The 25,906-nt window shown below is 64.0% G+C and carries 21 protein-coding genes and 1 pseudogene; 9 read left to right on the top strand and 13 right to left on the bottom strand.

Translation table 11 applies throughout. The annotated features are described in order from the left end of the window. Nucleotides 1-10: 10 nt before the first annotated feature. From M9955_00695 to M9955_00635, 13 genes and pseudogenes are all read right to left on the bottom strand, one after another. Nucleotides 11-823 carry an RNA methyltransferase gene (locus tag M9955_00695; GenBank protein ID MCO5080153.1) on the bottom strand — a complete coding sequence of 271 codons (813 nt, stop codon included), beginning with the start codon at nt 821-823 and terminating at the stop codon, nt 11-13. Nucleotides 824-827: 4 nt separating this feature from the next. Beyond that, nucleotides 828-3,023, bottom strand: coding sequence for a heavy metal translocating P-type ATPase (locus M9955_00690; GenBank protein ID MCO5080152.1), 2,196 nt, complete (start codon nt 3,021-3,023; stop codon nt 828-830). A gap of 19 nt (nt 3,024-3,042) precedes the next feature. After that, nucleotides 3,043-3,249: a heavy-metal-associated domain-containing protein gene (locus tag M9955_00685; protein MCO5080151.1), complete on the bottom strand. Its 207-nt coding sequence runs from the start codon at nt 3,247-3,249 to the stop codon at nt 3,043-3,045. An 82-nt stretch (nt 3,250-3,331) separates the two neighbouring features. Beyond that, nucleotides 3,332-4,102: a HugZ family protein gene (locus M9955_00680; GenBank protein ID MCO5080150.1), complete on the bottom strand. Its 771-nt coding sequence runs from the start codon at nt 4,100-4,102 to the stop codon at nt 3,332-3,334. Nucleotides 4,103-4,177: 75 nt separating this feature from the next. Then, nucleotides 4,178-4,939 carry a 3-hydroxyacyl-CoA dehydrogenase gene (locus tag M9955_00675; protein MCO5080149.1) on the bottom strand — a complete coding sequence of 254 codons (762 nt, stop codon included), beginning with the start codon at nt 4,937-4,939 and terminating at the stop codon, nt 4,178-4,180. Nucleotides 4,940-5,030: 91 nt separating this feature from the next. Further along, on the bottom strand, nt 5,031-6,710 hold the full coding sequence (locus tag M9955_00670) for a formate--tetrahydrofolate ligase (GenBank protein ID MCO5080148.1): 1,680 nt from the start codon (nt 6,708-6,710) through the stop codon (nt 5,031-5,033). Nucleotides 6,711-6,911: 201 nt separating this feature from the next. Continuing rightward, the gene (locus M9955_00665) at nt 6,912-8,033 is read right to left on the bottom strand and encodes a DUF2333 family protein (GenBank protein ID MCO5080147.1); all 1,122 of its coding nucleotides are present in this window, start codon (nt 8,031-8,033) and stop codon (nt 6,912-6,914) included. A gap of 33 nt (nt 8,034-8,066) precedes the next feature. Then, complete coding sequence (locus M9955_00660) at nt 8,067-9,353, bottom strand: hypothetical protein (GenBank protein MCO5080146.1); 1,287 nt, start codon at nt 9,351-9,353, stop codon at nt 8,067-8,069. A 7-nt stretch (nt 9,354-9,360) separates the two neighbouring features. Further along, nucleotides 9,361-9,771 carry a type II toxin-antitoxin system VapC family toxin gene (locus tag M9955_00655; protein ID MCO5080145.1) on the bottom strand — a complete coding sequence of 137 codons (411 nt, stop codon included), beginning with the start codon at nt 9,769-9,771 and terminating at the stop codon, nt 9,361-9,363. 128 nt (nt 9,772-9,899) lie between these two features. Further along, nucleotides 9,900-10,019: pseudogene (locus M9955_00650) on the bottom strand (type II toxin-antitoxin system prevent-host-death family antitoxin). Nucleotides 10,020-10,071: 52 nt separating this feature from the next. Beyond that, on the bottom strand, nt 10,072-11,982 hold the full coding sequence (locus M9955_00645) for an ATP-binding protein (protein ID MCO5080144.1): 1,911 nt from the start codon (nt 11,980-11,982) through the stop codon (nt 10,072-10,074). A 36-nt stretch (nt 11,983-12,018) separates the two neighbouring features. Beyond that, nucleotides 12,019-13,167, bottom strand: coding sequence for a hypothetical protein (locus M9955_00640; GenBank protein MCO5080143.1), 1,149 nt, complete (start codon nt 13,165-13,167; stop codon nt 12,019-12,021). A gap of 119 nt (nt 13,168-13,286) precedes the next feature. After that, complete coding sequence (locus M9955_00635) at nt 13,287-14,375, bottom strand: hypothetical protein (protein MCO5080142.1); 1,089 nt, start codon at nt 14,373-14,375, stop codon at nt 13,287-13,289. A gap of 338 nt (nt 14,376-14,713) precedes the next feature. Between M9955_00635 and M9955_00630 the strand changes: the two genes are divergently transcribed. The 9 genes from M9955_00630 to leuA all read left to right on the top strand — a co-directional run bounded on the left by M9955_00630 (nt 14,714) and on the right by leuA (nt 25,906). After that, nucleotides 14,714-15,661 (top strand): choline ABC transporter substrate-binding protein, encoded by a 948-nt coding sequence (locus M9955_00630; GenBank protein ID MCO5080141.1) that lies wholly within the window; start codon nt 14,714-14,716, stop codon nt 15,659-15,661. A 92-nt stretch (nt 15,662-15,753) separates the two neighbouring features. Then, a complete protein-coding gene (gene choW / locus M9955_00625) occupies nt 15,754-16,608 on the top strand; it encodes a choline ABC transporter permease subunit (protein ID MCO5080140.1) in 855 nt (284 codons plus the stop codon). Further along, on the top strand, nt 16,605-17,786 hold the full coding sequence (gene choV, locus M9955_00620; protein ID MCO5080139.1) for a choline ABC transporter ATP-binding protein: 1,182 nt from the start codon (nt 16,605-16,607) through the stop codon (nt 17,784-17,786). The genes choW and choV overlap by 4 nt, the downstream gene beginning before the upstream one ends. A gap of 44 nt (nt 17,787-17,830) precedes the next feature. Continuing rightward, nucleotides 17,831-18,553 carry a phosphatase PAP2 family protein gene (locus M9955_00615; protein ID MCO5080138.1) on the top strand — a complete coding sequence of 241 codons (723 nt, stop codon included), beginning with the start codon at nt 17,831-17,833 and terminating at the stop codon, nt 18,551-18,553. Between the two features lie 201 nt (nt 18,554-18,754). Beyond that, nucleotides 18,755-20,944, top strand: a complete 2,190-nt coding sequence (locus tag M9955_00610) for an anthranilate synthase (protein ID MCO5080137.1) — start codon at nt 18,755-18,757, stop codon at nt 20,942-20,944. 13 nt (nt 20,945-20,957) lie between these two features. After that, nucleotides 20,958-21,887: a cation diffusion facilitator family transporter gene (locus M9955_00605; protein MCO5080136.1), complete on the top strand. Its 930-nt coding sequence runs from the start codon at nt 20,958-20,960 to the stop codon at nt 21,885-21,887. A 96-nt stretch (nt 21,888-21,983) separates the two neighbouring features. Next, nucleotides 21,984-22,763 (top strand): SDR family oxidoreductase, encoded by a 780-nt coding sequence (locus M9955_00600; GenBank protein ID MCO5080135.1) that lies wholly within the window; start codon nt 21,984-21,986, stop codon nt 22,761-22,763. A 69-nt stretch (nt 22,764-22,832) separates the two neighbouring features. Continuing rightward, a complete protein-coding gene (locus M9955_00595; protein MCO5080134.1) occupies nt 22,833-23,921 on the top strand; it encodes an AbrB family transcriptional regulator in 1,089 nt (362 codons plus the stop codon). 308 nt (nt 23,922-24,229) lie between these two features. Next, nucleotides 24,230-25,906, top strand: a complete 1,677-nt coding sequence (gene leuA / locus M9955_00590) for a 2-isopropylmalate synthase (GenBank protein MCO5080133.1) — start codon at nt 24,230-24,232, stop codon at nt 25,904-25,906.

Here is a 25,906-nt window from a genome sequence, read left to right as displayed (position 1 = left end):
CGTTTTCGAATCAGTCCTTCGTCCAGCGATTCTGCGCGAAGTGATGCAGGGCGATCGCCGACGCCGCGGCGACATTCAGACTGTCGAAACCCTTCGCCATCCTGATCCGTACGGTTTCCAGCGCGGCGAGAACGTTGCTGGGAAGGCCAGGCCCTTCCGCGCCCAGAAACAGCGCCACGCGTCCCGACGTTCGATATTCACCAATCTCACGCGCGCCCGACGGCGAGAGCGCGATTCCCGCAAAGTCGCGCGCCGCGAGCTTTTCGATCAGGCTTTTCGGATCAGGCGCGGCGGCGAACGGGATTTTGAGCGCCGCGCCCACGGAAACGCGAATCGCCTTGCGGTAGAGAGGGTCGCAGCAGGTCGGGTCGATGAGCACCGCATCCGCGCCGAAGGCTGCCGCATTGCGGAAGATCGCGCCCATATTGTCGTGATTCGCGATGCCGATCAGGGCGAGGACCAGCGCATCGGCGGGCAGTTCGTCCAGCAGCGCGTCGATTGCAGGCTGCTCCCGCCGCCTGCCGATTGCCAGCACGCCGCGATGCATGTGAAAGCCGGCGATGCGGTCGAGGACATCGGCGCTGGCGACGTAGAGCGGTGTGCCTTCAGGCGCGAGCGCCAGCGTGTCGGCCATGCCGGCGAGCCGGTTCTCCAGCAGCAGGACCGATTCCGTCTCGAAGCGCCGCGCCGAAAAAAGAACGTTCAGCACCACCTTGCCCTCGGCCACGAACAGCCCCTGCCGTCCGACGAGGTCACGCTCGCGAATATCCCTGTAGGCCGCGATTCTGGGGTCTTCGGGATCGTCGATGCGGATCGGAAACATCCGATCACTTTTGGTTCGACGGCTTCCAGCGCGTCAACAGGGCCGAGTTGGTGACGACCGAAACGGAGGAAAACGCCATCGCCGCACCGGCGACGATCGGTGAAAGGAAGCCCAGCGCCGCTAATGGAATGCCGATCAGATTGTAGACGAAAGCCCAGGCCAGGTTCTGGCGGATCGTCCTTCTGGTTGCATGCGCGATGTCGAGCGAGGCCGGCACAAGGCGTAGGTCGGGACGCATGAGCGTGATGGCGGCGGCTTCCCGCGCGACATCCGCGCCGGAGGACATGGCGATGCCGAGATGCGCGGCCGCCAGCGCGGGACCGTCATTGACGCCGTCGCCGACGAAGGCGAGCCGTCTGCCGGGATCGCCGGAGAGGCTTCGCACGATCTCCAGCTTCTCTTCCGGCAGCAGGCCGGCCCGCACCTCTTCCATGCCGATCGATTCGCCGAGTGCCGTGCCGATGCCGATATTGTCGCCGGTAAGCATCATCGTGCGCAGGCCGCGCCCCTTGAGTTCGGCGATGACCGCCGCCGCTTCCGGCCTTGCCTCGTCGGCAAAAAGCAGTCCGCCGGCAAGCTTGCCGTCAACCATGACATAGGCAACGGTTCCCGCCGCCCCAAGGCTGGCCTTGAGCGAATCGATCTCCCCGGCTTCCATGCCCTCGCGTGCCGTCAGGCGCGCATTGCCGACCGCAACGCGCCGTCCGTCGACGGTTCCCACAAGGCCTTCGCCGACGATGGCGCTCACATTCGCGGCGTCGGGCAGCGGCAGGCCGGCATCCTTCGTCCGCTCGACCACGGCCCGTCCGAGCGGATGCTCGCTGCGCGTCTCGATGGAGGCGGCAAGCGACAGGAGGCGATCCGCATCGCCGTCCAGCGCCACGATCTGCGTGACGCGCGGCTTGCCCTCGGTCAGCGTGCCGGTCTTGTCGAAGGCGACCGTGCCGATCTCGTCCGCTCGCTCCAATGTCTCGATGTCGCGGATCAGGATGCCGGCTCTCGCCGCCGCGCCGGTGCCGGCCACCAGCGCCGTCGGCGTAGCGAGGCCCAGCGCGCAGGGGCAGGCGATGACGAGCAACGCGACCGAGGCCGGGATGCCGGCGGTCGGATCGCCGGCCATCAGCCACCAGCCCGCGAAGGTCACGACGGCCGCCAGCAGGATCGCTGGCACGAAGATCGCCGAGATCCGGTCCACCAGCCTCTGGATCGGCGCGGTGCCGGTCTGGGCGTCCTCGACCAGTTTCGCCATGCGCGCGAGGCGGGTATCCGCGCCGACGCGCGTCACCTTGACCTCGACGGCGCCGGCGCCGTTGACGGTGCCGGTCAGCACCGGATCGCCGACGCCGCGTTCGACGGGCAGGCTCTCGCCGGTGACGATGGCCTCGTCCACGCTTGTCGCGCCGGAAATGATGGCACCGTCGGCGGGGAATCGCGCGCCGGGCCGCACGAGGACGACATCGCCCGTCTTCAAGGTCTCCGCGGGCACGCGGCGGACGCCGCCTTCGACGACGAGCTCGGCTTCGCGCGGCTGCAGGCGACCCAAGGCGGCAAGTGCCGCCGATGCCCCGCGCCGCGCCCGCGTTTCGAGATATTTTCCGAGCGTCGTCAGCGTCAGCACGACGGCGGCCGCCTCGAAATAGAGGTGTGCGTGTCCGTTGCCGCGCAGGACCTCGACCGTCGAGGCGACGAAGGCGACGCCCGTGCCGATCGACACCAGCACGGCCATGTTGGCGGTGCCGCCCCGCACGGCGCTGAACGCCTCGCGGTAGAAACGCGTGCCGGCAACCGCCATGACGCCGGCGGCGAGCACAAGCTGCGTCCACGGGCCGATCCACGCATGGCCGAGACCAAGCATCATCGGCAGCGTGCCGACCACCAGGGGAACCGACAGAATCGCGCTCACCGCGAAGCGCACGAGCATCTGCCGCTCCTCGGCGAGTCTCAGCGCATCGCGTTCGTCGTCGGCCCGCCGCTGAGCCGCCGCGTCGTCCACCCGCAGGGCGGCGCCGTATCCGGCCTTCTCGACGGCAGCGATCAGTTGCTCCGCCGTCACCGTGTCGGCAAGTTCGATGTTGGCGCGCTCCAGCGCGAGGTTGACCTCCGCCGCCGTGACGCCATCCACCTTCGACAGCGCCTTGCCGACGCGCGCGGAGCAGGCGGCGCAGGTCATGCCGGAAATGTCGAGCGAGACGTGCTTCATGATCTTTGCTTCGCGATCGTCAGATCTGGCGGGCTTCGTAACCCGCATCTTCGACGGTCGCGATCAGCGCGGCGGCGTCGATGCCGTCCTGTGCGCTGACGACCGCCTCGCCGGCCGCGAGATCGACCGCCACATTGTCCACCTTGTCCATGCGGGACAGCACCGTCTGAACCGCGCGCACGCAGCCGCCGCACGTCATGCCATCCACCTTCAGCCTGATCTGCATTTCTATCTCCACGGATCGTCTTGCCGGGAGATAGGACTTCCAGTTACTGGAAGGTCAAGGGCGCCGACAAATCTTCGCATCGTCAAGCTTGTGCGCCGGCGTCGCGGGCGGTTTTAGCCATGGATACGAGCACGGGCCGCAGTTCGCTCGCGTCCTTCAGCGGCTCGGGGAAGAAAACGCGCTGGAACCGGTCGCCGTCGACCAGATCCAGCCCGTCGGCGTCGATGCCGCTGATCGTCCAGTCGGCATTTTCCCGATTGCCCGCGAAATGCTGCGCATAGAGGGCAATCGCGTCGCGGTGATCCTCGTTCATGTGGTCGGCGGCGCGCTGCTCATGCGCCGCCAGCGCCTCGACGACCGGTCCGCTCAGAACGAGATCGCCGCGACCGAGCGCATAGGCCTTGCCGAAACCGCCGTTCAGCGAGGCGCGCTCGATGTCGAGCCGGAAGAAGGAGAAGTCGCCAAGGCCGACATAGAGTTTCGCCTTGGGATTGCGATTGAGATAGCGGCGCGACACGCGCTCATGGTCGGGCGTGTCCTTTTCGACCTTCTTCGCCCGGCAGGACAGCGTGATGCGCGGATGGGCGAGGGGATCGCCCTTGCCAGTTTCACCAAGCAGGAGCGAGCAGCGCGGATCGGCGAGGATGGCCGGCGTATGTGCCGACAGCATGGAAACGAGGATGATCGGCGTACCGTCGGCATCCGTCGCAACGCCGACGCGGCTGGCGAGCGGCGCGCCGGTTTCGGCCTCTAGCACGGCCAGCGCACCGTAGCGGCAGGACCATAGCAGGGTCTTCGCGAGGCGGATCGACTCCGCATCGGTTTCCCTGAGCACGTCGCGCTTCTTTTCCATTGTCTTCCTGCCCTAAGCTGACCTTGAGAATCCACTTCATGCCGCCTCGATGGGCGTCGGGCAAGGCTTGCGGCGCTATTTCGGCGCCATGCGGATCGCACCGTCGAGGCGGATGACCTCGCCGTTGAGCATCTGGTTCTCGACGATGTGGAGCGCCAGCGCCGCGTATTCGGCCGGCTCGCCGAGACGGGGCGGGAAGGGGACGGCGGCGCCCAGCGAATCCTGCACCTCCTGCGGCATGTTCGCCATCATCGGCGTCTTGAAGATGCCGGGCGCGATGGTCATGACGCGGATGCCGGCGCGGGCAAGGTCGCGGGCGACGGGCAGCGTCATGCCGACGACGCCACCCTTGGAGGCAGAGTATGCAGCCTGCCCGATCTGCCCGTCATAGGCGGCCACCGAGGCGGTGCTGACGATCACGCCGCGCTCGCCGCCTTCAAGCGGCTCCAGCTTTTCGGCGCGGCTCGCCATCAGCCGGATCATGTTGAAGCTGCCGATCAGGTTGATCTCGATGACGCGGCGAAAGAGGTCGAGCGGGTGCGGCCCGTCCTTTCCGGTCGTGCGCGAGCCGACTGCGATGCCGGCGCAGTTGACGAGGATACGCGGCGCACCCAGTCTCTCAACGACCTCGGCGACCGCCGCCTCGCCGCTTTCGGCGCTGGCCACATCGCATCGGACCGCGATGCCGGCGATATCCGCCGCGACTTTCTCCGCCCGCTCGACGCCGATGTCGAGGAGCGCCACTTTCGCGCCCCTGGCGGCGAGCGCCCGCGCGGTGGCTTCGCCGAGGCCGGAGCCTCCGCCGGTGACGATGGCGACATGGTTGGAAGGGTTCATGCGGGCTCCTGCCGGTCGGTTGCTGGGCAGAGTGCGTTACGCGAAGCAACGCGCCTGTCAACAGTCCCTGCCGGCAGGGGCTCAGCCGATCCTAGAAAAGCCCTTCGATCTGGCCGGCTTCGTTGAGGAAGATCTTCTCCGAAGACGGCACCTTCGGCAGGCCCGGCATGGTCATGATCTCGCCGCAGATGGCGACGACGAAACCGGCGCCGGCCGACAGCCGCACCTCGCGCACCGGCACGACATGGCCGGTCGGCGCGCCGCGCAGGTTCGGATCGGTCGAGAAGGAATACTGCGTCTTGGCCATGCAGACCGGCAGATTGCCGTAGCCGGCATCCTCCCACTGCTTGAGCTGGTCGCGCACCGCCTTGTCGGCGATCGCCTCCGAGCCGCGATAGATGCGCTTCACGATCGTGTCGATCTTGTCGAAGAGCTTCATCTCGTCGGGGTAGAGCGGCGAGAACTGCGCGGTTCCGCTCTCGGCCAGCTCGACCACCTTGTTGGCAAGGTCGACAATGCCTTCCGAGCCCTTTGCCCAGTGCTTGCAGAGGATCGCCTCCGCTCCCTGCTCCGCGACAAAATCCTTCATCGCCTGGATTTCGGCATCGGTGTCGGAGATGAAGTGGTTCATCGCCACGACCACCGGCACGCCGAACTGCTTCACGTTCTCGATATGGCGGCCGAGATTGGCGCAGCCCTTCTTGACCGCCTCGACATTCTCGCTGCCGAGGTCTTCCTTCTTCACGCCGCCATTCATCTTCATGGCGCGCACGGTGGCGACGATGACCGCAGCTGCCGGCTTCAGCCCCGCCTTGCGGCACTTGATGTCGAAGAACTTTTCCGCGCCGAGATCGGCGCCGAAGCCCGCTTCGGTGACGACATAGTCGGCAAGCTTCAACGCCGTCGCGGTGGCGACCACCGAATTGCAGCCATGCGCGATGTTGGCGAAGGGGCCGCCATGTACAAAGGCGGCATTGTTCTCCAGCGTCTGCACCAGATTCGGCTGCATGGCGTCCTTGAGCAGCACGGCCATGGCCCCGTCGGCCTTGAGGTCGCGGGCATAGACCGGGCTCTTGTCGCGGCGATAGGCGACGATGATGTCGCCGAGACGCTTCTCGAGGTCCTTCAGATCCTTGGAAAGGCAGAGGATCGCCATCACCTCGGAAGCGACGGTGATGTCGAAGCCGGCTTCGCGTGGATAGCCGTTGGCGACGCCGCCCAGCGAGGTGATGATCTCGCGCAGCGCGCGGTCGTTCATGTCCATGACGCGGCGCCAGGTGACGCGGCGCGTGTCGATGCCGAGCTCGTTGCCCCAGTAGATGTGGTTGTCGATGAGCGCCGACAGCAGATTGTGAGCCGTCGTGATGGCATGGAAGTCTCCGGTGAAGTGGAGATTCATGTCTTCCATCGGCACGACCTGCGCATAGCCGCCGCCGGCCGCGCCGCCCTTCACGCCGAAATTCGGCCCGAGCGAAGCTTCCCGGATGCAGGTGATCGCCTTCTTTCCGATCCGGTTCAGGCCGTCGCCGAGGCCGACGGTGGTCGTCGTCTTGCCTTCGCCGGCCGGGGTGGGATTGATGGCGGTGACGAGGATCAGCTTGCCATTCTTCCTGTCCTGCACGGACTTGATGAATTCGGCCGAGATCTTCGCCTTGTCGTGGCCGTAGGGCAGCAGGTGCTCTTCCGGAATGCCGAGCTTCTTGCCGATTTCCATGATCGGCTTCTTCTTCGCCGCACGCGCGATCTCGATGTCGGATTTCACTTCGGCCATGCAGGCTCTCCCAGGATACGAATGTTCAGTTTGCGGCATCGATAGCGCCGGCTTGCCCGTGCGCATAGAAGCCCGAGTGCTGAAATCCGCGCCGTCTCAAAACAGCCGCGCAATGCACGGATTGCGACAGGATGGGCAGTCGGCAATCGGCGGCCGCCAGTCGGATCAGGCTCCAGCGGCTGCCTACCGACGACTGTCGCGCTACTGCGCCAGCACGTTGCTGATCTCAACCATGTTGGAGCGGACGCGCAGGATATAGAAGCCCATCGTCGTCAGATGCGAGGCGAACAGACCGTCCTCGCGGCTGTTGGCGATGATGGCGGGCTGCACTTTCAGCGCGGCGACGAACTGGGCGTCCATGGTCTGCCATAGGCTCAACAGGTTGCGTTGCTTGAGCACGTCCTCGAAATCGGCCTCGGCGGCTTTCATGAAGCCGTAATAGGCGTAGAGCTGGCCGTAGGCGAACCAGAACCTGTCGTCGGCGCGCAGGTCGAAGAAGCCGGCATTATAGTTCTCGGCGCGGTCCTTCAACAGCGCCGAAGTCGAGCCGATGTCGCTGGCGATCCGGTCGAGATAGATCTTCAGATTGTCGGCGCGCGCGTCGAACACCGCCTGGCAGTTCTCTAGTCGGGCATTGAAGGAGCGCAGCTTGGCGATCGCGTCGCGATAATAGCTCGGCGTGGGGGTCTTCGGGCCGAAGGGGTTGAGGCCGAAATACCACGTTTCCTCGTCGAACTGCATGTTGCCGCGCGCGTCCTGCAGATCGCCGTCGATCTGCGAGGTGGTGCGGACGCGGCCGAGATTGTCGGCAAGCTCGGTCGTCGTGCGTCGCACCGCCTGGTTGATGCCGCGCTGGAACGACGCCTTGTTGTCGAGGAACGGCGTGTGGTCCCAGTCGATGCCGAAGAAACCCAGCTTGTAGAGGATCATCGACGAGATCCACGGGTTCTGGTTGACGTTGTAGTTGGTGAGGTCCGCCGCGACATCCGCGATGGCGGACCGGCCGCAGGTGCGTGTCGTATCGGCGCCGCCTCCGGCCGCGACCTGTTCGCCGGCCGAGACGTTGCGTGTCTCGTAGCGATACGCTTCGACATAGTCCGGGTCGAATCCGGTCCAGGCCTGGGTCGAATAGACGAAGTATCCGTAGAGGCCGACCAGCAGCACGAGGAAAGCGCCCACCACAGCCTTCAGAATCCACCCGCGAGCGACATACCAGCGTCCGAGCCACATGAAGGGCCAAAGCAGGATGCTGATCACCCAGCCGAGCCCACGTCCGATCCACTGGAAGATGCGGGCCACGAAGTTCACGATGGGCTCAAGCATGGATGCTCCCTCGAATAGCGGACCTGCGCCGGATCAATCGGTCAGACCGTAGAGGCGGGTGCGCAGACCTGCCTTGTCCTTGAGATACGTGGTTTTCAGCACGTCCACAACATGGCTGCGCCATGGCTCCGCGAAGGCCTGGTAATCGCGGTAGAAGCCCTGTTTGTTGAAAATATATCGGCTGACGAAGTCGAACGACACGAAGTCCGAGATCAGGCGGTTGACGAGCCACGCATCCGGATGGTCCGGCTTGGCCCGAACGACGAGAAAACGCTGGGACGGGAACACGTCGTCGAGTTTCAGCTGCCCATACTGCGCGATCTCGCGCTTGGCGGCGTTGAGGAAGGGGAAGGTGCCGTCCTTGTTGATGAGGTCGGCATTGGTGTGAATCCAGGTCTGCAACCACACCTTGTCGAGCGCGGAGATATCGCGCTCGGGTTCGGCCTTGTGGATCAGGCCACGCACCAGCATCTCGGCGCGATGCTCCAGATAGCCCGAGGTCTCGACCCAGGAGGCGCGCGGCAGCTCCAGCCGGCCGGTGGAGGCGAGGAAACGGAAAACCTTGTCGGCATCGCCCAGCGACAGGTAGCTCACCTGCCATGGGCGCGAACGGCGGAAACCCGGCGCATTGGGGTCGGCGATGACGGTCGTCATGTCGGGATCGACGAAGATGTAGACGCCGCCGAAATGGCTGGTCCAGAAGGCGTTGTGCCGGAAGATCACCTGATCCGGCACCAGCGCGTTCTCGCGGATGTCGCCGCACACTCTGGCGAGATCGACCATGCGGTTGAGAAGCGCGTCGTCCCGCCACGCATTCGGCTCCAGCTTCAGACGGTCGACCAGCGTGCCGAGTTCGGCCGCCTTGCCGAGCACATCCTCGGCCGAGAGCACGCGGAACTCCACCTGATGGATGGAGAGCAGGTCCTCGATGTCCTCGACCTTCGAGACCGAATCCTCGATCTCGCCGTAGATGACGTCCTTGATGGTCAGCGCGTCGATGGCGCGCTGGTTCGCGGTCATGAACTCGTAGATGAGCTGCGAGGTGTTGGAGAAGGCGGTGTGCACTACCGGCAGGTCGATCTGCTCGGGCGTCAGGATGATGAAGCGGCGGTTGATCTCGTTCGGGTCGAGGTAGAGCGGGTCGTTCAGTTCGTCCGCGATCTGCGGCGAGAAGCCGGTGCGGTCGATCTCGAATTTCTCGAGCCTGGTCGCCGGCAGGCCGAAGGCTGCCAGCGCCTTGTTGTAGCGCTCGATCAGGTGCTTCTGGTCGATCGGCAGAAGCCGGCCGTAGATCAGCTCGTTGTCGCGAAGAAGGTCCATCGTTTCCTCACGACGCCGAGAGGGGGACGGCGGCATCGAGAGCCGCAGCGATGAGCTTTTTGTCGAAGGTCGCGAGGGGCCGGCCGAGACGCTGGGCAAGCTCGAGATAGAGTGCGTCGTAGACGGTCAGGCTGTATCTGTCCGCCAGTTCAACCGTAGCCGCCATCCGCGACTTTCCTTCTTCGTCGTGACTAAGCGCCAGCGTCTCTATGAATTCGAGCGCTTCGGCGCGGGCTTTGGCGTCAATCCGTTTGCGGCGAACAGCCATCGTCAGCCCGTTTGCGAACTCTGCCCGGAAAATGAACGGAACAGATGCGCCGTATTTCATTACGCGATCAAGAACCTCGTCGGATGCAGCGCTCTGCTCATCTATCAGCGTCCAGGCCAGTGCCATCGAGTTGTCGACGACGACGCTCAATAGCGCCGCCCTTCATTGACGAGGTCCTTCAGGCTTTCCGGCCCCGGCTTGCTGCGCGCTCTAATGGCGCGCAATCCCTCGGCGGCGGCGCGGCGCGCCACTTCGATGTCGCGCGCGGCGCCGTCTGCCGGCACCAATTTCGCAACGGCCTTCCCGTTGCGCGTGATCGTCACCTCTTCGCCTGCCTCAACCATATCGAGAAGAGCGCTCAGCCGGTTCTTTGCTTCAAACGTGCCAAAATGCTTCATGATGAGCCTGTTAAGCTAGCTTAGCCAGATTTACGGCGTCCGCAGCCGGGATTCAAGCATTCCACAATCCCTTCTGCTTCAATTCCTCCATCTCGCGGGCGGCGCGTTCGCGCAGCCGCGCGTCGCGCAGCAGCTTCTGGACGGCGGAATCGTCGGCCCGGTCGGAATAGCGGAACTCGGAGTCGGCGTAGCGGTTGATCTCCTGCATGACCATGGTCATGTCGAATGGCCCGCGCAGTTCCTCCACCATGGCTTTCTTCTCGTCATAGGACTTGTGCATGAAGGTCTCGGGCTTTTCGAACCAGTCGTCCGGAAGCTCGATGTCCATGGCCCGCATCTTGATCGCGTCGGTGACGTTCTTGATGGCGCGGCCGGTGAAGCGCGGCTCGGCCTCCTTGATCATGTGCAGATATTCGCCGATATCGGCCAGCGTCTTCGGCTGGCCGTTCTCCTTCATGAAGCGCTCGTAGACCTGCATCAGCCCGTCCTCGTGCGGCTTCGAATGGCTTTCATAGGCTGTGTCGACCGCGCGCTGGATCTCCTGCGCCGCGTAAAGCTGATGATCGCCAAGCGGGATGGTGTGGTTCCTGCCGGCGAGCAGCACGAAGATGTCGATGTAGTCCTCGCGCGTCTGCGGGCCGTCGACCAGCCACCGCGCCCCGGCGCGCTGGCGCAGCGCGTCGTCGACATTCTCCGGATAGTTGGAGAACATGCCGAAGGAGCAATTGCCGCGCACGACGGTCATGGCTCCCGAGAAGGCCGACATCAGCACGCCAGTGATCTCGTGCTGGCCGGCCGAGGCGCGGTCGTCCGAACGTTTCGCCGCGACCTGATCGATATCGTCGATCGTCCCGAAGCCGATGGCGCGCGGGCTCAGCACGTTGTCGATGAAGGCGCGGCAGTTCTGGCCGGATTTGCCCTGATAGGACGAGATCTGGTCGACGCCGAAATTCTCGTAGTGGAAGGGGTAGCCGGCGATCTGGCAGTAGTTGTTGACGAGACCGGCGATCATCTGGATCAGCGTCGTCTTGCCGGTGCCCGGCGCGCCGTCGCCGATGAAGGTGAACAGGAAGCCGCCCAGCTCGACGAACGGGTTCATCTGCCGGTCGAAGTCATAGGCCATCAGCATCTTGGCCAGCTTTACCGACTGGTATTTCGCGATGTGGTTGCCGACGACCTCCTCGGGCTTCTTGAAGGTCATCTCCAGCGGCCTGGACTTCTTGCCCGGCGCGACGTCGAAGCCGTCGAGCGTGAAGTCGTCGGCGTCGATGCGGATATGGGCATTCTCGAACGACCCAAGCCCGTCGAAACGGCTCTTGCGGGCGAGCAGTCCCTCGATCGCGACCCGTGCGAAAGCGTCCGCCCGCGCCATCAGGTCGGCGTCGTCCTTGGCGCCGGCAAGGGCGCGGTCGAGGCCCGCAACCATCGATTTCAGAGCGTCCTGGGCGGTATCGAACAGGAAATCCGGCTCCGCGACGTCGTTTGGCGGCTCGCCCTCGCTGTCGATCAGTTGCGACAGGTAGGAGGCGAAGGAAAAGGCGGCGACATAGGCGGCGGCCGAGAGCAGCTTCTTGAAACGCGTTGCCTCGTCGCCCTCCAGCGGCGAGCGTGCATTCTTGGCCTGAAGGCTTTCAAGGTCGTTGCCACGGCCGAAGATGTCGGCGATGGCGAGCGACACGGCGATGCCACGCCGCGCGCGGTAGAGCAGGGTGTGCTGGCCGATGCCCATCAGCGGATCGTCGGGTCTGATCGCCGTGATGGTCCTGGACAGCTCGACCTCGCGCGTCTTGCGGATCGAGCCGGTCGAAACGGTGGATACGAAGCGGCGGCCGGTGCCGGCAAGCGCCGTGCTCGACTGGCCGGAGGAATCCTCAAGCACGATCACGCGCGTGATCATGGATTGGGCGGTGGCGCGGTGCTTCTCGATATCGGCTTCGGCGACCGTCGTCAGTCCTGCGTCCATGTCACCCCCTTGTTGGATCGAAGTCGCCCGCGCCGGCTAGACATCGCTGATCACCTGTCCCTTCGACAGGATATGCACCTTGTAGCCGAGGAAAATCTTCTGCGCCTCGCCGGCAGCGTAGAGCGCCTGATAGGCCTCGTGCGGAACGAGCGCATGCCTCTCGTAATTCGACACGCCCTGCCGCGCCGCCTCGAGATCGTCGGTGTTGATGTAGAATTCCTGCGTCGCCTTCTCGCTGGAAAACAGCCCCCGCCGGCCGGGTTTCTCCGCCTTGGAGAATACTTCCTGGATCGTCCAGGTCAGCAGCCAGGCGTTTTCCGTGCGCCTCACCTTGGTCAGCACCTCCGATACAGTCGAGTTGTTCTCGGTGATGCCGGCGTAATAGAACGGTCCGAGCACGACGCGGCGCAGCTGCTTCGGATGCAGCGTGGCGAAATCCTTGTCGAGATTGTTGGCGATCGTCACCGGCGACAGGCTGTATGCGGAATTCTTCTCCGTGAATGCGTCGAACTGGTGCGCAAGTTCCGGATTGAGCAGCCCGTCGACCGGCAGCGGGATGTCGAGGCCGGCTTTGAGCTTGCCCTTGTCTGTATCGACGAGCTGGCGGACCATGGCGTCGGACGAATCCTCGACCGTCGCCATATAGACGAGCGGCAGGTTCGCCGCTCCGTCGAAGCTCGCCCAGTGGACGAGATAGAATGGCCGCATGTTCTTGGGGTTGACCGAAACCTTGGCCGTCTGCGCCAGCATGAAAGGGCCGAACTGCTCTCCGCTTCTGATGCCTTCGAGATACAGACGCTCGGCCATCGACTTCTGCAGCGCCGCCGGGAACTCCTTGTGCCGCAGGATGAAGTCCGCCATCTCCGCACGGATCGTGTTCGCGTCCGGAATGTTGGCGATGCGCTGCTCGACCTGCCGCCGGTCGTTCTCCAGTTCCAGCACGTTCTGGAATATCGGAAAGCCGCTGTCGGCCCGCGAGATCTTGAACGCGTCCATGAATGCCAGCCGGTTGCGCCAGCTTTCGAACGATTTTTCGAGACGCGCTATGTACTCGGCCACGATCTTCGCGACGATCCCGTGCCGGTAGAGCGGCGAGCGGTCGTCGCGCATGAAGATTTCGAGGCCGCTCAATGCTGCCCTGATGGCGTCGAAGTAGCGGGAAGCGGCTTCAGTTGCGGGGGGCATGGTCCGTCATCCCGGATGTTGGAGAACCAGCCGAAAGCCCTTCCGGCGAGCGGAAAGGCTATGGGCGAAGCGAGACCTCGAAAAGCGCATCGGACGGCTTTGCCGGACGCCGCGTCGTCTCAGGACCGGCCGTATTCCGAAGCGTTGTGCTTGCGCAGCACCTCCTCGAAACGCCGGGCGAAGGCGTCGTCGGCCAGCTTCTTGCGGCGCTGGATGTCGGCGGTCGCCACCATGTTCTTCTCGTGCATCTCCAGAAGGTCGCCGATATGCTTCTGCGCGGCTGCGCCGATGCCCGCCATCGTCTCCTCGGCGGTGGTGTCGACCTTGGAGCCGAGCGTGTTGATCTTGTGAGCGACGTCCTGCTGGGCAGCCGTCTTCAACGAATCTTCCAGCGCCTTGTAAAGGACGATGCGCTGCTCGGTGTCGATCGACAGCTTGTTGATGAGCGTGTTCTGCGCCGCGATCTGGTTGTTGAGGGAATCGACGAAGGTCTGGAACATCGAGGTGTAGCGCTCGAGCGTCTGGCTCTCGGCCAGCAGTTCCTGTTCCTTGGCCTGCTTCTCGTTGTACTCCGTGGCGAGTTTCGCGCGCTCGCCCTCGAGCTGCGTGCGCTCGGACTGGTTGGTCGATGCGGCGATCTTGTTCTCTATGTCGAGCAGCAGCGGGTTCAACTCCTCGATGCGCTTCTGAACGCCGGTGAGGTTTTCCATCGTCGTCTTGCGGCGCTCGATCACCTGCCCGAGGCTCGCCTCGGAGGTCTTGTAGCGGGCTTCGAGCACCTGCTTCTGCGCTTTCAGGATACCGACGATGGTGTCGGATTTGCTGAGAAGTTCCTGCAGATTGCTGGCCAGCGACATGTTGCGGACGCGGTCGGTGCGCATGCGCTGCTTGGATTCGTCGGAAAAGATGCCGATGAAGGTTTCCCAGCCGGTGAAGCTCTTCATGCTCTCGAATTCGGAACCGAAGGCGTTGGTGGCGTCCTCTAGGCCGATGATCAGCTCGGCGATGTTGCCTTCCATCACCTTCTGCTGCTTGATGACATCCTCGATGCGGGCATTCTCGATGTCGAAATTGGCGTCGCCGATCTTCTGGTCGGCCTTGGCCAGCGTATCCAGCATGGTGCCGGACTGCTCGATCTTGGACCGCATTTCTTCGACAACCTGTTTGGTCTTGGCGATCTCCTGATCGAAATCCTGCAAGCTGGCCATCCAATTTTCTCCCGGTGTTCCGCCTGATGTGGGCGCGAATATAGGAGTCTCGTATGGCGATTGAAAGTCGCGCGGCCCAGCGTTTTGCAACGGGTGCGTTTCACGCGGGGAGCGGCAATGGCGTCGCCCCGTACTTCGGAGATCACGCGCGAAAGCCTCCAGGGCGCCATGGAGATGCGTTCCGAAGGGCGGCGATGTCGCAACGAGAAAACGAACTGACGCATAGCCCTTGCCGGAATGCATGAAAGCGGGCCAGAATGAAGTCTGGCTGCAACCACCCCGGCATCGCCTTCCGATGGCGTTTCGCCGCAATCAGAATCACAATGGGAGACTACTTCATGTTGCGCGTTAACAGACTGGCCGCCGGTCTCGGCCTGGCGGCTGTGCTTTCCACCGGAGCCGCCTACGCGGCGGAGCCGGAGAGCTGCAAGCCGGTGCGTTTCGCCGATGTCGGCTGGACGGACATCACGGCGACGACCGCGACCGCCTCGGTCATCCTCGAAGCGCTGGGCTATCAGCCCGACGTGCAGGTGCTTTCGGTCCCGGTGACCTATACGTCGCTGTCCAACAAGGACATCGACGTCTTTCTCGGCAACTGGATGCCGACCATGGAAGCCGACATCAAGCCCTATCTCGAAAACAAGACGGTCGAGGACATCGTCACCAACCTGACCGGCGCGAAGTACACGCTCGCCGTGCCGAAATACACCTACGAGGCCGGTCTCAAGAGTTTTGGGGACATCGCCAAGTTCAAGGACAAGCTCGACGGCAAGATCTACGGGATCGAGGCCGGCAATGACGGCAACCGTCTGATCCTCGACATGATCAGCGCCAACAAGTTCGATCTCGGCGGCTTCGAACTGGTCGAAAGCTCGGAAGCCGGCATGCTGGCCGCCGTTCAGAAGGCTGTGCCCTCCAAGAAGGACGTCGTGTTCCTCGGCTGGGAGCCGCATCCGATGAACGCTGCGGTCGAGATGGAGTACCTTTCCGGCGGTGACGAGGTGTTCGGTCCTGATTTCGGCGGCGCGACCGTACATACCAACGTGCGTGCCGGTTACACCACGGAATGCCCGAACGTCGGCAAGTTCCTGACAAACCTCGTCTTTTCGCTCGACATGGAAAACGAGATCATGGGCTCGATACTGAACGACGGCGCCGAGCCCAAGGCTGCCGCGACTGCGTGGCTGAAGAAGAATCCGGATGCGGTGACGCCATGGCTGAACGGCGTCACCACCTTCGACGGCGGCGACGCGGCCGCCGCCGTGAAAGCGGCCATCGGCGGATGAATCTCGCCGGGTGACGAGATCGGGAAAGGCGGCCGCATGCCCGGCCGCCTTTTTCTTGAGTGCGGGGGTGGGATGTCGAAGGAGGGAGCGCGATGGACCCGGTTTCCAGTCTGATAGCCAGTGCGAAGATACCGGTCGGACGATGGGGCAAGGCCTTCTTCGACTTCCTGACCACGAATTTCGAGTGGTTCTTCGATTCCATCGCGAACGGCCTGACGGTGGTTCTCGATGGCCTCGTGGACGCCCTGCTGTGGTTCCCGCCCTTCGTCCTGGTCGCCTTGATCGCCTTGCTTGCGTGGTATCTGCAACGCTCTGTGAAGCTTGCGATCGGCATCGCGATCGGCCTGCTTTTCATCATCAACCAAGGGCTCTGGAAGGAGACGGTTGAAACGCTGGTGCTCGTGGTCGCGGCGGCCACCGCTTCGATGGCGATCGGCGTTCCCATCGGCATATGGGCGGCGCATAACGAGCGCGGCTACCGCATCCTGCAACCGATCCTCGACCTGATGCAGACGATGCCGACCTTCGTCTATCTCATTCCAGTGCTTATCCTTTTCGGACTGGGCATCGCGCCCGGCCTGATCGTTACCGTCATCTTCGCCGCGCCTGCGCCGATCCGGTTGACCTATCTCGGCATCACCTCGGTGCCGAAGCCTATGCTGGAGGCAGGCGAGGCCTTCGGAGCGACGAAGCGGCAGCTTCTCTGGAAGGTCGAACTGCCGGCCGCGCTGCCCACGATCATGGCGGGTCTCACCCAGTGCATCATGCTGTGCCTGTCGATGGTGGTGATCGCCGCGCTGATCGGCGCGAACGGTCTGGGCAAGCCGGTGGTGCGGGCGCTCAACTCCGTCAACATCCCGCTCGGCCTTGAGGCGGGGCTCGCCATCGTCGTGCTCGCCATCATCCTCGACCGTATGAGCCGCGTGCGTACGGGAGGCTCGCGATGAACGCCGCCGTCGAATTCAGAAACGTCGACATCGTCTTCGGCGAAGCGCGGGCGGAAGCGCTGGCGATGATCGATCGGGGCGCGACGCGTGCCGAAATCCTCGAAAAGACCGGCGCCGTGCTCGGTTGCGCGGGGGCGAACCTCACCGTCAACGAGGGCGAGATTTCGGTGCTGATGGGCCTTTCCGGCTCGGGCAAGTCCACGCTGCTGCGCGCCGTCAACCGGCTCAACGTGCCCGCGCGCGGAAACGTGTCCGTACACGACGGCGACAGGACCGTCGACGTCGCCAATTGCGATGCGGCCACGCTGCGCCGCATACGGCAGACCCGTGTCGCCATGGTCTTCCAGCAGTTCGGCCTGCTGCCCTGGCGCACGGTCGAGGAGAATGTCGGCTTCGGGCTGGAGCTTTCCGGCGTGCCGGAGGCCGAACGCAAGGCGCGCGTGCAGAAGCAGCTGAAGCTGGTCGGCCTCGACCAGTGGGCGCGCAAGTTCGCCCATGAACTTTCCGGCGGCATGCAGCAGCGGGTCGGCCTTGCCCGCGCCTTCGCCACCGAGGCGCCAATCCTGCTGATGGACGAGCCTTTCTCGGCGCTCGATCCGCTGATCCGCACCAAGTTGCAGGACGAGCTCCTCCAGCTTCAGAAGACGCTGAAGAAGACCATCATCTTCGTCAGCCACGATCTGGAGGAGGCGTTGAAGATCGGCTCCACCATCACGATCATGGAAGGCGGGCGCATCGTGCAGAGCGGCGCGCCGGAGGACATCGTGCTGAAGCCCGCCAACGATTATGTGCGCGACTTCATTGCCAATGTGAATCCGCTTTCCGTGCTAACCGCCTGGAATGTCATGCGAAGCAAGCATGAGCTGGAAACCGCTCCGGACGGCTGGATCTGGCTCGACCGGCGCAGGACGACGAAGTTCAAGGTCGATGACGACGGGCTGGTGGCGGCCGCCGAACGCGACGGCAGGCCCGCCGTATGGGTCTCCTGCGCGGATGTGGAGCGTCAGCCGGAGGAGACGGCGCAGGTGTTCTGGGCGACTCCCGGCACGCCGCTCAAGACGGTGATGCTGGCCATGCACCGTTCGCAGACCGCGCCCGTCGCCCTGTTCGACGAGGCGTCGCGTTTCGTCGGCGCCATCGGCGTGCGCGACGTGCTGAGCGCGGTGCTGCGGAGATAAGCCGCACTGGTCATACGGTCCGCCGCGCTCCACATCTCTTCGCCATGAGCATCACAGATCTCGTCTCCGGTCTCAGGAATTCAGGCGCTTCGTGGTTGCCGGCGCTGATCGTGGCGGCCGCCGCGCTCGGCGTCCTGGCGTTCGTCTACATCGGCCACGAGGTTGGCGAGGAAGAACTCGTGCAGTTCGATTCCTCCATTCTCCTGGCTTTTCGCGACCCGGCCGACCTTTCGCGGACGGTCGGCCCGCCATGGCTCGCCGAAAGCGTCGTCGAGATCACGGCGCTTGGCGGATATACGTTGATCGTCGTGCTGGTGGCGGCGGTGATCGGGCTGCTGCTTATCAACGGGCTCAGGGGACCGGCGCTGTTCGTGCTCCTGTCCGTGACGACCGGTTGGATCACGAGCCAGCTCCTGAAGAGCTTCTACGACCGGCCGCGGCCCGATCTGGTGCCGCAGCTCGATCTTGTCCACACGGCGAGCTTTCCCAGCGGGCACGCGATGATGACGACTCTCGTCTATCTGACGCTCGCTTCGGTCATTGCGCGCCTGACGGAGAAGACCAGCGTACGCATCTATGTCTTTGCGGTTGCCGTGGCGATCGCCCTGGCGGTGGGATTGACTCGCATTTTTCTCGGGGTCCATTGGCCGAGCGACGTGATCGCCGGCTGGGCGCTCGGCGCCGCCTGGGCGGCGTTGTCGTGGCTGGCGGTGTCGGTTCTGCGTCGCCGCCGCGACAGGGAGCGGGGCCGGCTCCAATCCGAATGAATCCGCTTGCCGGACCGCGCGGCGGACGGTATGAAACCGATATGCACATGATCTCGACCCAAGCGAAGTGGTGGCGCGGCAGCTGAGGCGGCCGGGCGAGCGCGTGCGCGCGAAAAGTTCAGATGGCCGCAGGATGATCCGGGCGGCCTTTTTGTTTTCTTGAGCCTTCCGGACCCGACTGGAAAAGGAATGGAGTGTCGGATGACGGTGGAAGTGCTCGAAGACGGTGCCGAACGATACGTGACCGCCGGAGGTGTCGCGGTCACCCGCAAGCGCCACGGCACGCCCTATCAGGGCGCTATCGAAAGCTATATCGACGGGCTGAACAGCCGCCGCGGCGCGGTCTTTTCCTCCAATTACGAATATCCGGGCCGCTACACACGCTGGGATACGGCGATCATCGACCCGCCCGTCGCCATTTCGGCGTGCGGCCGCGCGATGCGGATCGAGGCGCTGAACCGGCGGGGCGAGGCGCTCCTCCCGGTGTTGCTCAAGGCCATCGAGCCGCTGAAGGACGTCACGATCGGGAGCCGCGCACAGCGTCTCGTCACGCTCGACATAGCGGCGCCGGGCCGCGTCTTTACCGAGGAAGAGCGTAGCCGCGTTCCATCCGTCTTCACCGTCTTGCGGGCGATCGTGGCTCTGTTCAGGACCGAGCAGGACGCCGATCTCGGTCTGTTCGGCGCGTTCGGCTACGATCTGGCTTTCCAGTTCGATCCGGTCGAGCTGAAACTGGAGCGCAAGGAAAGCCAGCGCGACCTCGTGCTGTTCCTGCCCGACGAGATCCTGATGGTCGATCATTATTCGGCCAAGGCGTGGGTCGATCGCTACGACTATTCTGGCGACGGCTTCTCCACGGAAGGCCTGCCGCGCGAGCAGGTGTCGGAGCCGTTCCGGACGGCCGACCGCATCCCGCCGCGCGGCGACCACGAGCCAGGCGAATATGCGCGTCTCGTGGAAAAGGCGAAGGAGAGTTTCAGGCGCGGCGATCTGTTCGAGGTCGTTCCGGGGCAGATGTTCTACGAGCGCTGCGAGACGCAGCCCTCCGAGATCTCGCGCCGCCTCAAGGCGATCAATCCGTCACCCTATTCCTTCTTCATCAATCTCGGCGAAGGCGAGTATCTGATCGGCGCGTCGCCCGAGATGTTCGTGCGCGTATCGGGCCGGCGCGTCGAGACCTGCCCGATCTCCGGCACGATCAAGCGCGGCGACGATGCCATTTCGGATTCGGAGCAGATCCTCAAGCTGCTGAATTCCAAGAAGGACGAGTCGGAGCTGACCATGTGTTCCGACGTCGACCGCAACGACAAGAGCCGGGTCTGCGAGCCGGGCTCGGTGCGGGTGATCGGTCGCCGCCAGATCGAGATGTATTCGCGCCTCATCCATACGGTCGATCATATCGAGGGCCGCCTGCGCGAGGGGATGGACGCCTTCGACGCGTTTCTTTCCCACGCATGGGCCGTCACCGTCACCGGTGCGCCGAAACTGTGGGCAATGCGCTTTATCGAGAACAATGAGAAGAGCCCGCGCGCCTGGTATGGCGGGGCGATCGGAATGGTGCATTTCAATGGCGACATGAACACAGGCCTCACGCTCAGGACCATCCGCATCAAGGACGGCATTGCCGAAGTGCGCGCCGGCGCCACATTGCTCTACGATTCCGATCCGGCAGAAGAAGAAGCCGAAACCGAGCTGAAGGCATCCGCCATGATCTCCGCCATCCGTGACGCCAAGTCAGCGAATTCCGGGGCTGCCGAGCGCGCGACGGCGAAGGTGGGCGAGGGGGTCAAGATCCTGCTGGTGGATCACGAGGATTCCTTCGTGCACACGCTGGCGAACTATTTCCGGCAGACCGGCGCCGAGGTCTCCACTGTGCGGACACCGGTGCCGGACGAGGTTTTCGACGCCTTTCGGCCGGACCTCGTCGTGCTGTCGCCCGGACCGGGGTCGCCGAAGGATTTCGACTGCGCCTCCACCATCAGGCGCTCGCGCCAGCGCGAGTTGCCGATCTTCGGCGTCTGCCTCGGCCTGCAGGCACTGGCGGAAGCCTATGGCGGCGAGCTGCGCCATCTCCACATCCCGATGCACGGGAAGCCGTCGCGCATCCGCGTGTCGAAGCCGGGCGTCATCTTCTCCGGCCTGCCGAAAGAGGTAACGGTCGGGCGCTATCACTCCATCTTCGCCGATCCGGTGCGGTTGCCGGACGATTTTCTCGTCACGGCGGAGACGGAGGACGGCATCATCATGGCGTTCGAGCATCGCAAGGAGCCGATCGCCGCAGTGCAATTCCACCCCGAATCGATCATGACGCTCGGTCAGAACGCCGGAATGCGGATGATAGAGAACATCGTCGCGCATCTGCCGCGCAAGGCCAGGGAAAAGGCGGCGTGATCGCCGGAACGCTTTGAACGCAGTCGCAACTCCCGGACGTCCGAAGCCGAAGGTCGCGACACTCGCCGCATGGTCGATCGTCGTCGCCTTCTCGGTGCTCGGGCTCAAGACCGGCGCCTGGTGGATGACGGGCTCGGTCGCACTTTATTCCGACGCGCTGGAGTCGATCGTCAACGTCATCGCCTCGGGCGCGGCGTTCTGGGCGATCCGCGTCAGCTACATGCCGGCCGACGACGATCATCAGCACGGCCACCACAAGGCGGAATATTTCTCCGCTGTTCTGGAGGGGGTGCTGATCGCCGTTGCGGCGCTGATGATCTTCGCCGCAGCGTGGGATGCGCTGCGGATGCCGCGCGCCATGGAGCAACCGTGGGAAGGTATGGCGGTCAACGGGCTCGCGTCCCTCGTCAATGTCATCTGGGCGATGATCCTGATACGCGTAGGCCGCGCCGAAAAGTCCCCGGCGCTCGTCGCCGACGGTCATCACATCATGACCGATGTGGTGACATCCGTCGGCGTGATCGCCGGTCTCATCGCGGCGGTGGTTACTGGTTTCGCCATCCTCGATCCGCTGCTCGCGATCCTCGTCGCCATCAACGTCCTTTATCAGGGCTGGCAGGTCATCTCCTCCTCGCTGAGCGGCCTGATGGACAAGGCCGTGCCGACCGAGGAGAACATGCGCATCCGCGAGATCATCTCGGTGAACTCTAAGGGCGCGCTGGAGGTGCACGACCTCAAGACGCGCATCGCTGGCCGCGCCACCTTCATCGAGTTCCACCTGATCGTCGATTCGGACATGACCGTGCGCGAAAGCCACGTCATCTGCGACCGGATCGAGGACGCGCTGAAAGCAGAGATTCCGTCCGTGCGCGTCATCATCCACGTCGAGCCGGACGACGAGGCCAAGCTGCCGAAGGGTACGGCGGCGGTGCCTTTCGCCTGAGCCTTTGCAGCGCTGCCAGTTTGGACCGACGGTCGGGGTTGCGCCGGTGTCGGCGGTGTCGTTAGCTGCTGCGGTTGAAACTCGCAGGAGCGACGTATGGGCGAGAACAGGCTGAACATCCCCGACCTTCGCGGCAAGGTCGTGCTCATCACCGGCGCCTCGACGGGAATAGGCGCGGCGCTGGCTGTGGCGTATGCGGAGCAGGGCTGCAAGGTTGCGCTGCACTACAATGCCAGCAAGAACGCGGCCGAACATCTCGCGAAAACGATCGGCGGGAATGGCGGCGAGGTTTTCCTCGTGCAGGGGGACTTTTCCTCCTCGCCGGACGTCGGGCGCGTCGTCGAGCAGAGTGCTGAGCATTTCGGCAGGCTGGACGGGCTCGTCAACAATGCCGGCGGCATGATCGGGCGTGTGCCCTATGCCGAGATGACGGACGACTATTACGACCGGGTCATGGATCTCAATGCGCGTTCGGTGGTGATCGCCACGCGCGCGGCGCTGCCCTGGCTGAAGCGGCAGGGCGGCTTCATCGTCAACACCTCGTCCATAGCCGCGCGGAACGGCGCCGGCGGCGGCGCCGGCATCTACGGCTCGGCCAAGTCGTTCGTGTCGAACGTCACCCGGGGCATGGCGAAGGAATTCGTGCCCTACAAGATCCGGGTGAATGCCGTCGCGCCCGGCGTGATCGCCACGCCTTTCCATGAGCGCTATTCGACGGATGAGCAGATGAAGGCCATGGTCGCAACCATTCCGCAGGGCAGGGCCGGCATAGCGGAAGACTGCGTCGGCGCCTATCTGTTCCTGTCGTCCGACATGTTGAGCGGCTACGTCACCGGACAGGTGATCGAGGTGAACGGTGGACAGTTGATGCCGTGACGGCGCGGCGCTGGTCCGGCGCCGAAGTCTGCATTTGATTTTCGGCTTTCTGCGGCTTAGGCCGCATGCATGGACTCTTTCGAAAAGCCGCCGGAGCCGGCGTTGCTCGCGACGATGCCGCGTCCGTTGCAGTGGCTGCTCCTCGCCCTCCTTTCGGTTCTGCTGGCGACGCTTCTCGAACTCGGCCATCTGCCGGCCGCGCTGCTGATCGGTCCGATGATCGCCGGCATCGCGGTCGGCACCAACGGCGCGGCCATTCGCGTTCCAAAAGCGCTTTATGCGCTCAGCCAGGGCGTGGTGGGCGTGCTGATCGCGGCCTCCATCTCTCTCACCATTTTCTCCTCTTTTCTGGCCGACTGGCCGCTTTTCCTGCTTGCCGTAATCGCGACTCTGGTCGCCAGCAGTTTCCTCGGCTGGCTCATCAGCCGTTGGCGGGTCCTGCCGGGAAGTACGGCGGTGTGGGGCTCCTCGCCGGGCGCGGCCAACGCGATGGTGCTGATGGCCGAGGCGTTCGGGGCGGATGCGCGGCTCGTGGCATTCATGCAATATCTGCGTGTCATCATCGTCTCGCTGACGGCGGCGATGGTTGCACGTCTGTGGGTCGACACGTCGGGTGTCGTGGCCGCGCCGATCGTCTGGTTTCCGCCCATCGATGCCCTAGCGTTCGCGGCCACGGTCGCTGTCGTGTTCGTGGGGAGCTTCGCCGGAAGATTGCTGCGCCTGCCGTCGCCTTTCTTCATGGGCGTGTTCCTCGTCGCCACGGCGCTGCATCTCGGCCTCGATGTCGATTTCCAGTTGCCCAACTGGCTGCTGGCCGTCAGCTATGCGCTGATCGGCTGGTCGATCGGCCTCAACTTCACCCGCGCAATCCTGCTGCATGCGACGAAGGCGCTGCCGCAGATCGTTGGCTCGATCGTCGTGTTGATCGCCTTCTGCGGTGCGCTGGCGTGGGTGCTGGTCGAAGCGACCGGCGTCGACCCGCTGACTGCCTATCTCGCCACCAGCCCCGGCGGCATGGATGCGGTCGCCATCATCGCGGCGGCATCGCGTGACGTGGACATATCCTTCATCATGGCGCTGCAACTCGCCCGTTTCCTCATGGTGCTGCTTTTCGGGCCTGTCATCGCGCGTCTGGTCGCCCGGCTCGTCAGGGAATGACGCTCTTGCGCGGCCGATCAGGCTCTAGTAAGAGAGCGCCCATGTTCCGGCGCCCGACCATCGAGCTGTCCCGTTCGTCCGCTTTCGCGGCGGAGACCGTGCGCGCGCTTTCTTCCACGCTCCTTCTTCTCGGCCTTATCGGCGATCGCCGGGCTCGCTGACGAGGAGCGCCCGGCGGTCGATATGCCGCCCAGGCTGCCGCTCCTCGCCCCAAGCAAGATATGAATTCGAGAGACGCAACGCTCAGGACGTTCGCGTCAGGAGACAGGACGATGGATACGACACAACACGCGCATTCCGCAAAAGGCATGCCGGATGCGGTACGCAAATACCAGCCCTATCCGCAGGTCGGTCTGACCGACCGCACCTGGCCCTCGAAGCAGATCGAGAAGGCGCCGATCTGGTGCTCGGTCGATCTGCGCGACGGCAATCAGGCTCTCATCGACCCCATGGGCCACGACCGCAAGGCGCGCATGTTCGCGCTGCTGCTCGACATGGGCTTCAAGGAGATCGAGGTCGGATTCCCGTCCGCCTCGCAGACCGATTTCGACTTCGCCCGCTGGTGCATCGAGGAAGGCAACGTGCCGGACGATGTCGACCTGCAGGTGCTGGTCCAGTGCCGGCCGGAACTCATCACGCGCACCTTCGAGGCTTTGCAGGGCGCCAGGACGCCGATCGTCCACTTCTACAATTCCACCAGCGAGTTGCAGCGCCGCGTCGTGTTCGAAAAGGACGTGCGCGGCATCAAGCAGATCGCGACGGATGCGGCCAAGATGATCACCGACATGGCCGCGAAAGCAGGCGGCGGCTACCGTTTCCAGTATTCGCCGGAGAGTTTTACCGGCACCGAACTCGAAGTGGCGCTGGAAATCTGCAATGCGGTCGCCGAGATCGTGAAGCCCACCATCGAGAACAGGCTCATCATCAACCTGCCTTCGACTGTCGAGATGTCGACGCCGAACATCTACGCCGACCGCATCGAATGGATGTGCCGCCAGCTCGACAATCGCGACAGGCTGATCATCTCGCTGCACCCGCACAACGATCGCGGCACCGGCATCGCGGCCACCGAACTCGGCCTGATGGCGGGCGCCGACCGCGTCGAGGGCACGCTGTTCGGCAATGGCGAGCGCACCGGCAATGTCGATATCGTCACGCTGGCGCTCAACATGTTCACGCAGGGCGTCGACCCCGAGCTGGATTGCTCCGACATCCAGCGGATGAAGGACGTCTACGAATATTCCAACCAGATGAAGATCGGCGAGCGGCATCCCTATGTCGGCGAGCTGGTCTACACGGCGTTTTCCGGCTCGCACCAGGACGCCATCAACAAGGGCATGAAGGCGAAGCAGAAGGCGAATTCCGAACTGTGGGAGGTTCCCTACCTACCGATCGATCCGCAGGATGTCGGCCGCACCTACGAGGCGATCATCCGCATCAACTCGCAGTCGGGCAAAGGCGGCATCGCCTATATCCTGCAGGCCGACTACGGGCTGAACCTGCCGCGCAACCTGCAGGTGGAGTTCAGCCGCCACGTGCAGCATATCACCGACGCGGAGGGCAAGGAGCTGCCGTCGAAGCGCATCTATGACGAGTTCCTGAAGACCTATGTCGACCAGCCGGGTGCGCGCCTGAAGTTCATCGATCACCAGACCTTTCCCGATCCGGTGATGAAGGGCCGCCGCACCGTCGAGGCGACCATCGTCGATGGCGGCAAGGAGATCGTCATCAACGGCACCGGCAACGGTCCGATCGACGGCTTCGTGGACGCGCTGTCACGGCACATCGGCATCGACCTCTCGGTGCTCGATTATTCCGAGCATTCCATCCAGCGCGGCTCCAACGCGGCGGCCATCTGCTACATGGAAATGGAGTATCCCGGCGGCAAGATTTTTGGCGCGGGCATCAACACCAACATCGTCGCCGCGTCGCTGGAGGCGGTGGTGTCGGCGGCGAACCGCATCCTCGATCGCCCGGCGCACTGA

The organism is Rhizobiaceae bacterium (genome assembly GCA_023953845.1).
Taxonomy (GTDB): Bacteria; Pseudomonadota; Alphaproteobacteria; order Rhizobiales; family Rhizobiaceae; genus Arvimicrobium.
This window is presented reverse-complemented; position numbering and strand designations above follow the sequence as displayed.

What these genes read in the sequence shown, in the direction of transcription:
- M9955_00630 (MCO5080141.1), top strand. Translation starts at nt 14,714, where the DNA reads ATGTTGCGCGTTAACAGACTGGCCGCCGGTCTCGGCCTGGCGGCTGTG.
- M9955_00695 (MCO5080153.1), bottom strand. Translation starts at nt 823, where the DNA reads ATGTTTCCGATCCGCATCGACGATCCCGAAGACCCCAGAATCGCGGCC.
- M9955_00675 (MCO5080149.1), bottom strand. Translation starts at nt 4,939, where the DNA reads ATGAACCCTTCCAACCATGTCGCCATCGTCACCGGCGGAGGCTCCGGC.
- M9955_00600 (MCO5080135.1), top strand. Translation starts at nt 21,984, where the DNA reads ATGGGCGAGAACAGGCTGAACATCCCCGACCTTCGCGGCAAGGTCGTG.
- M9955_00660 (MCO5080146.1), bottom strand. Translation starts at nt 9,353, where the DNA reads ATGGACCTTCTTCGCGACAACGAGCTGATCTACGGCCGGCTTCTGCCG.
- M9955_00615 (MCO5080138.1), top strand. Translation starts at nt 17,831, where the DNA reads ATGAGCATCACAGATCTCGTCTCCGGTCTCAGGAATTCAGGCGCTTCG.
- M9955_00670 (MCO5080148.1), bottom strand. Translation starts at nt 6,710, where the DNA reads ATGGCCGAAGTGAAATCCGACATCGAGATCGCGCGTGCGGCGAAGAAG.
- M9955_00645 (MCO5080144.1), bottom strand. Translation starts at nt 11,982, where the DNA reads ATGGACGCAGGACTGACGACGGTCGCCGAAGCCGATATCGAGAAGCAC.
- M9955_00665 (MCO5080147.1), bottom strand. Translation starts at nt 8,033, where the DNA reads ATGCTTGAGCCCATCGTGAACTTCGTGGCCCGCATCTTCCAGTGGATC.
- choW (MCO5080140.1), top strand. Translation starts at nt 15,754, where the DNA reads ATGGACCCGGTTTCCAGTCTGATAGCCAGTGCGAAGATACCGGTCGGA.
- M9955_00635 (MCO5080142.1), bottom strand. Translation starts at nt 14,375, where the DNA reads ATGGCCAGCTTGCAGGATTTCGATCAGGAGATCGCCAAGACCAAACAG.
- M9955_00640 (MCO5080143.1), bottom strand. Translation starts at nt 13,167, where the DNA reads ATGCCCCCCGCAACTGAAGCCGCTTCCCGCTACTTCGACGCCATCAGG.
- M9955_00610 (MCO5080137.1), top strand. Translation starts at nt 18,755, where the DNA reads ATGACGGTGGAAGTGCTCGAAGACGGTGCCGAACGATACGTGACCGCC.
- M9955_00685 (MCO5080151.1), bottom strand. Translation starts at nt 3,249, where the DNA reads ATGCAGATCAGGCTGAAGGTGGATGGCATGACGTGCGGCGGCTGCGTG.
- M9955_00680 (MCO5080150.1), bottom strand. Translation starts at nt 4,102, where the DNA reads ATGGAAAAGAAGCGCGACGTGCTCAGGGAAACCGATGCGGAGTCGATC.
- leuA (MCO5080133.1), top strand. Translation starts at nt 24,230, where the DNA reads ATGCCGGATGCGGTACGCAAATACCAGCCCTATCCGCAGGTCGGTCTG.
- M9955_00595 (MCO5080134.1), top strand. Translation starts at nt 22,833, where the DNA reads ATGGACTCTTTCGAAAAGCCGCCGGAGCCGGCGTTGCTCGCGACGATG.
- choV (MCO5080139.1), top strand. Translation starts at nt 16,605, where the DNA reads ATGAACGCCGCCGTCGAATTCAGAAACGTCGACATCGTCTTCGGCGAA.
- M9955_00690 (MCO5080152.1), bottom strand. Translation starts at nt 3,023, where the DNA reads ATGAAGCACGTCTCGCTCGACATTTCCGGCATGACCTGCGCCGCCTGC.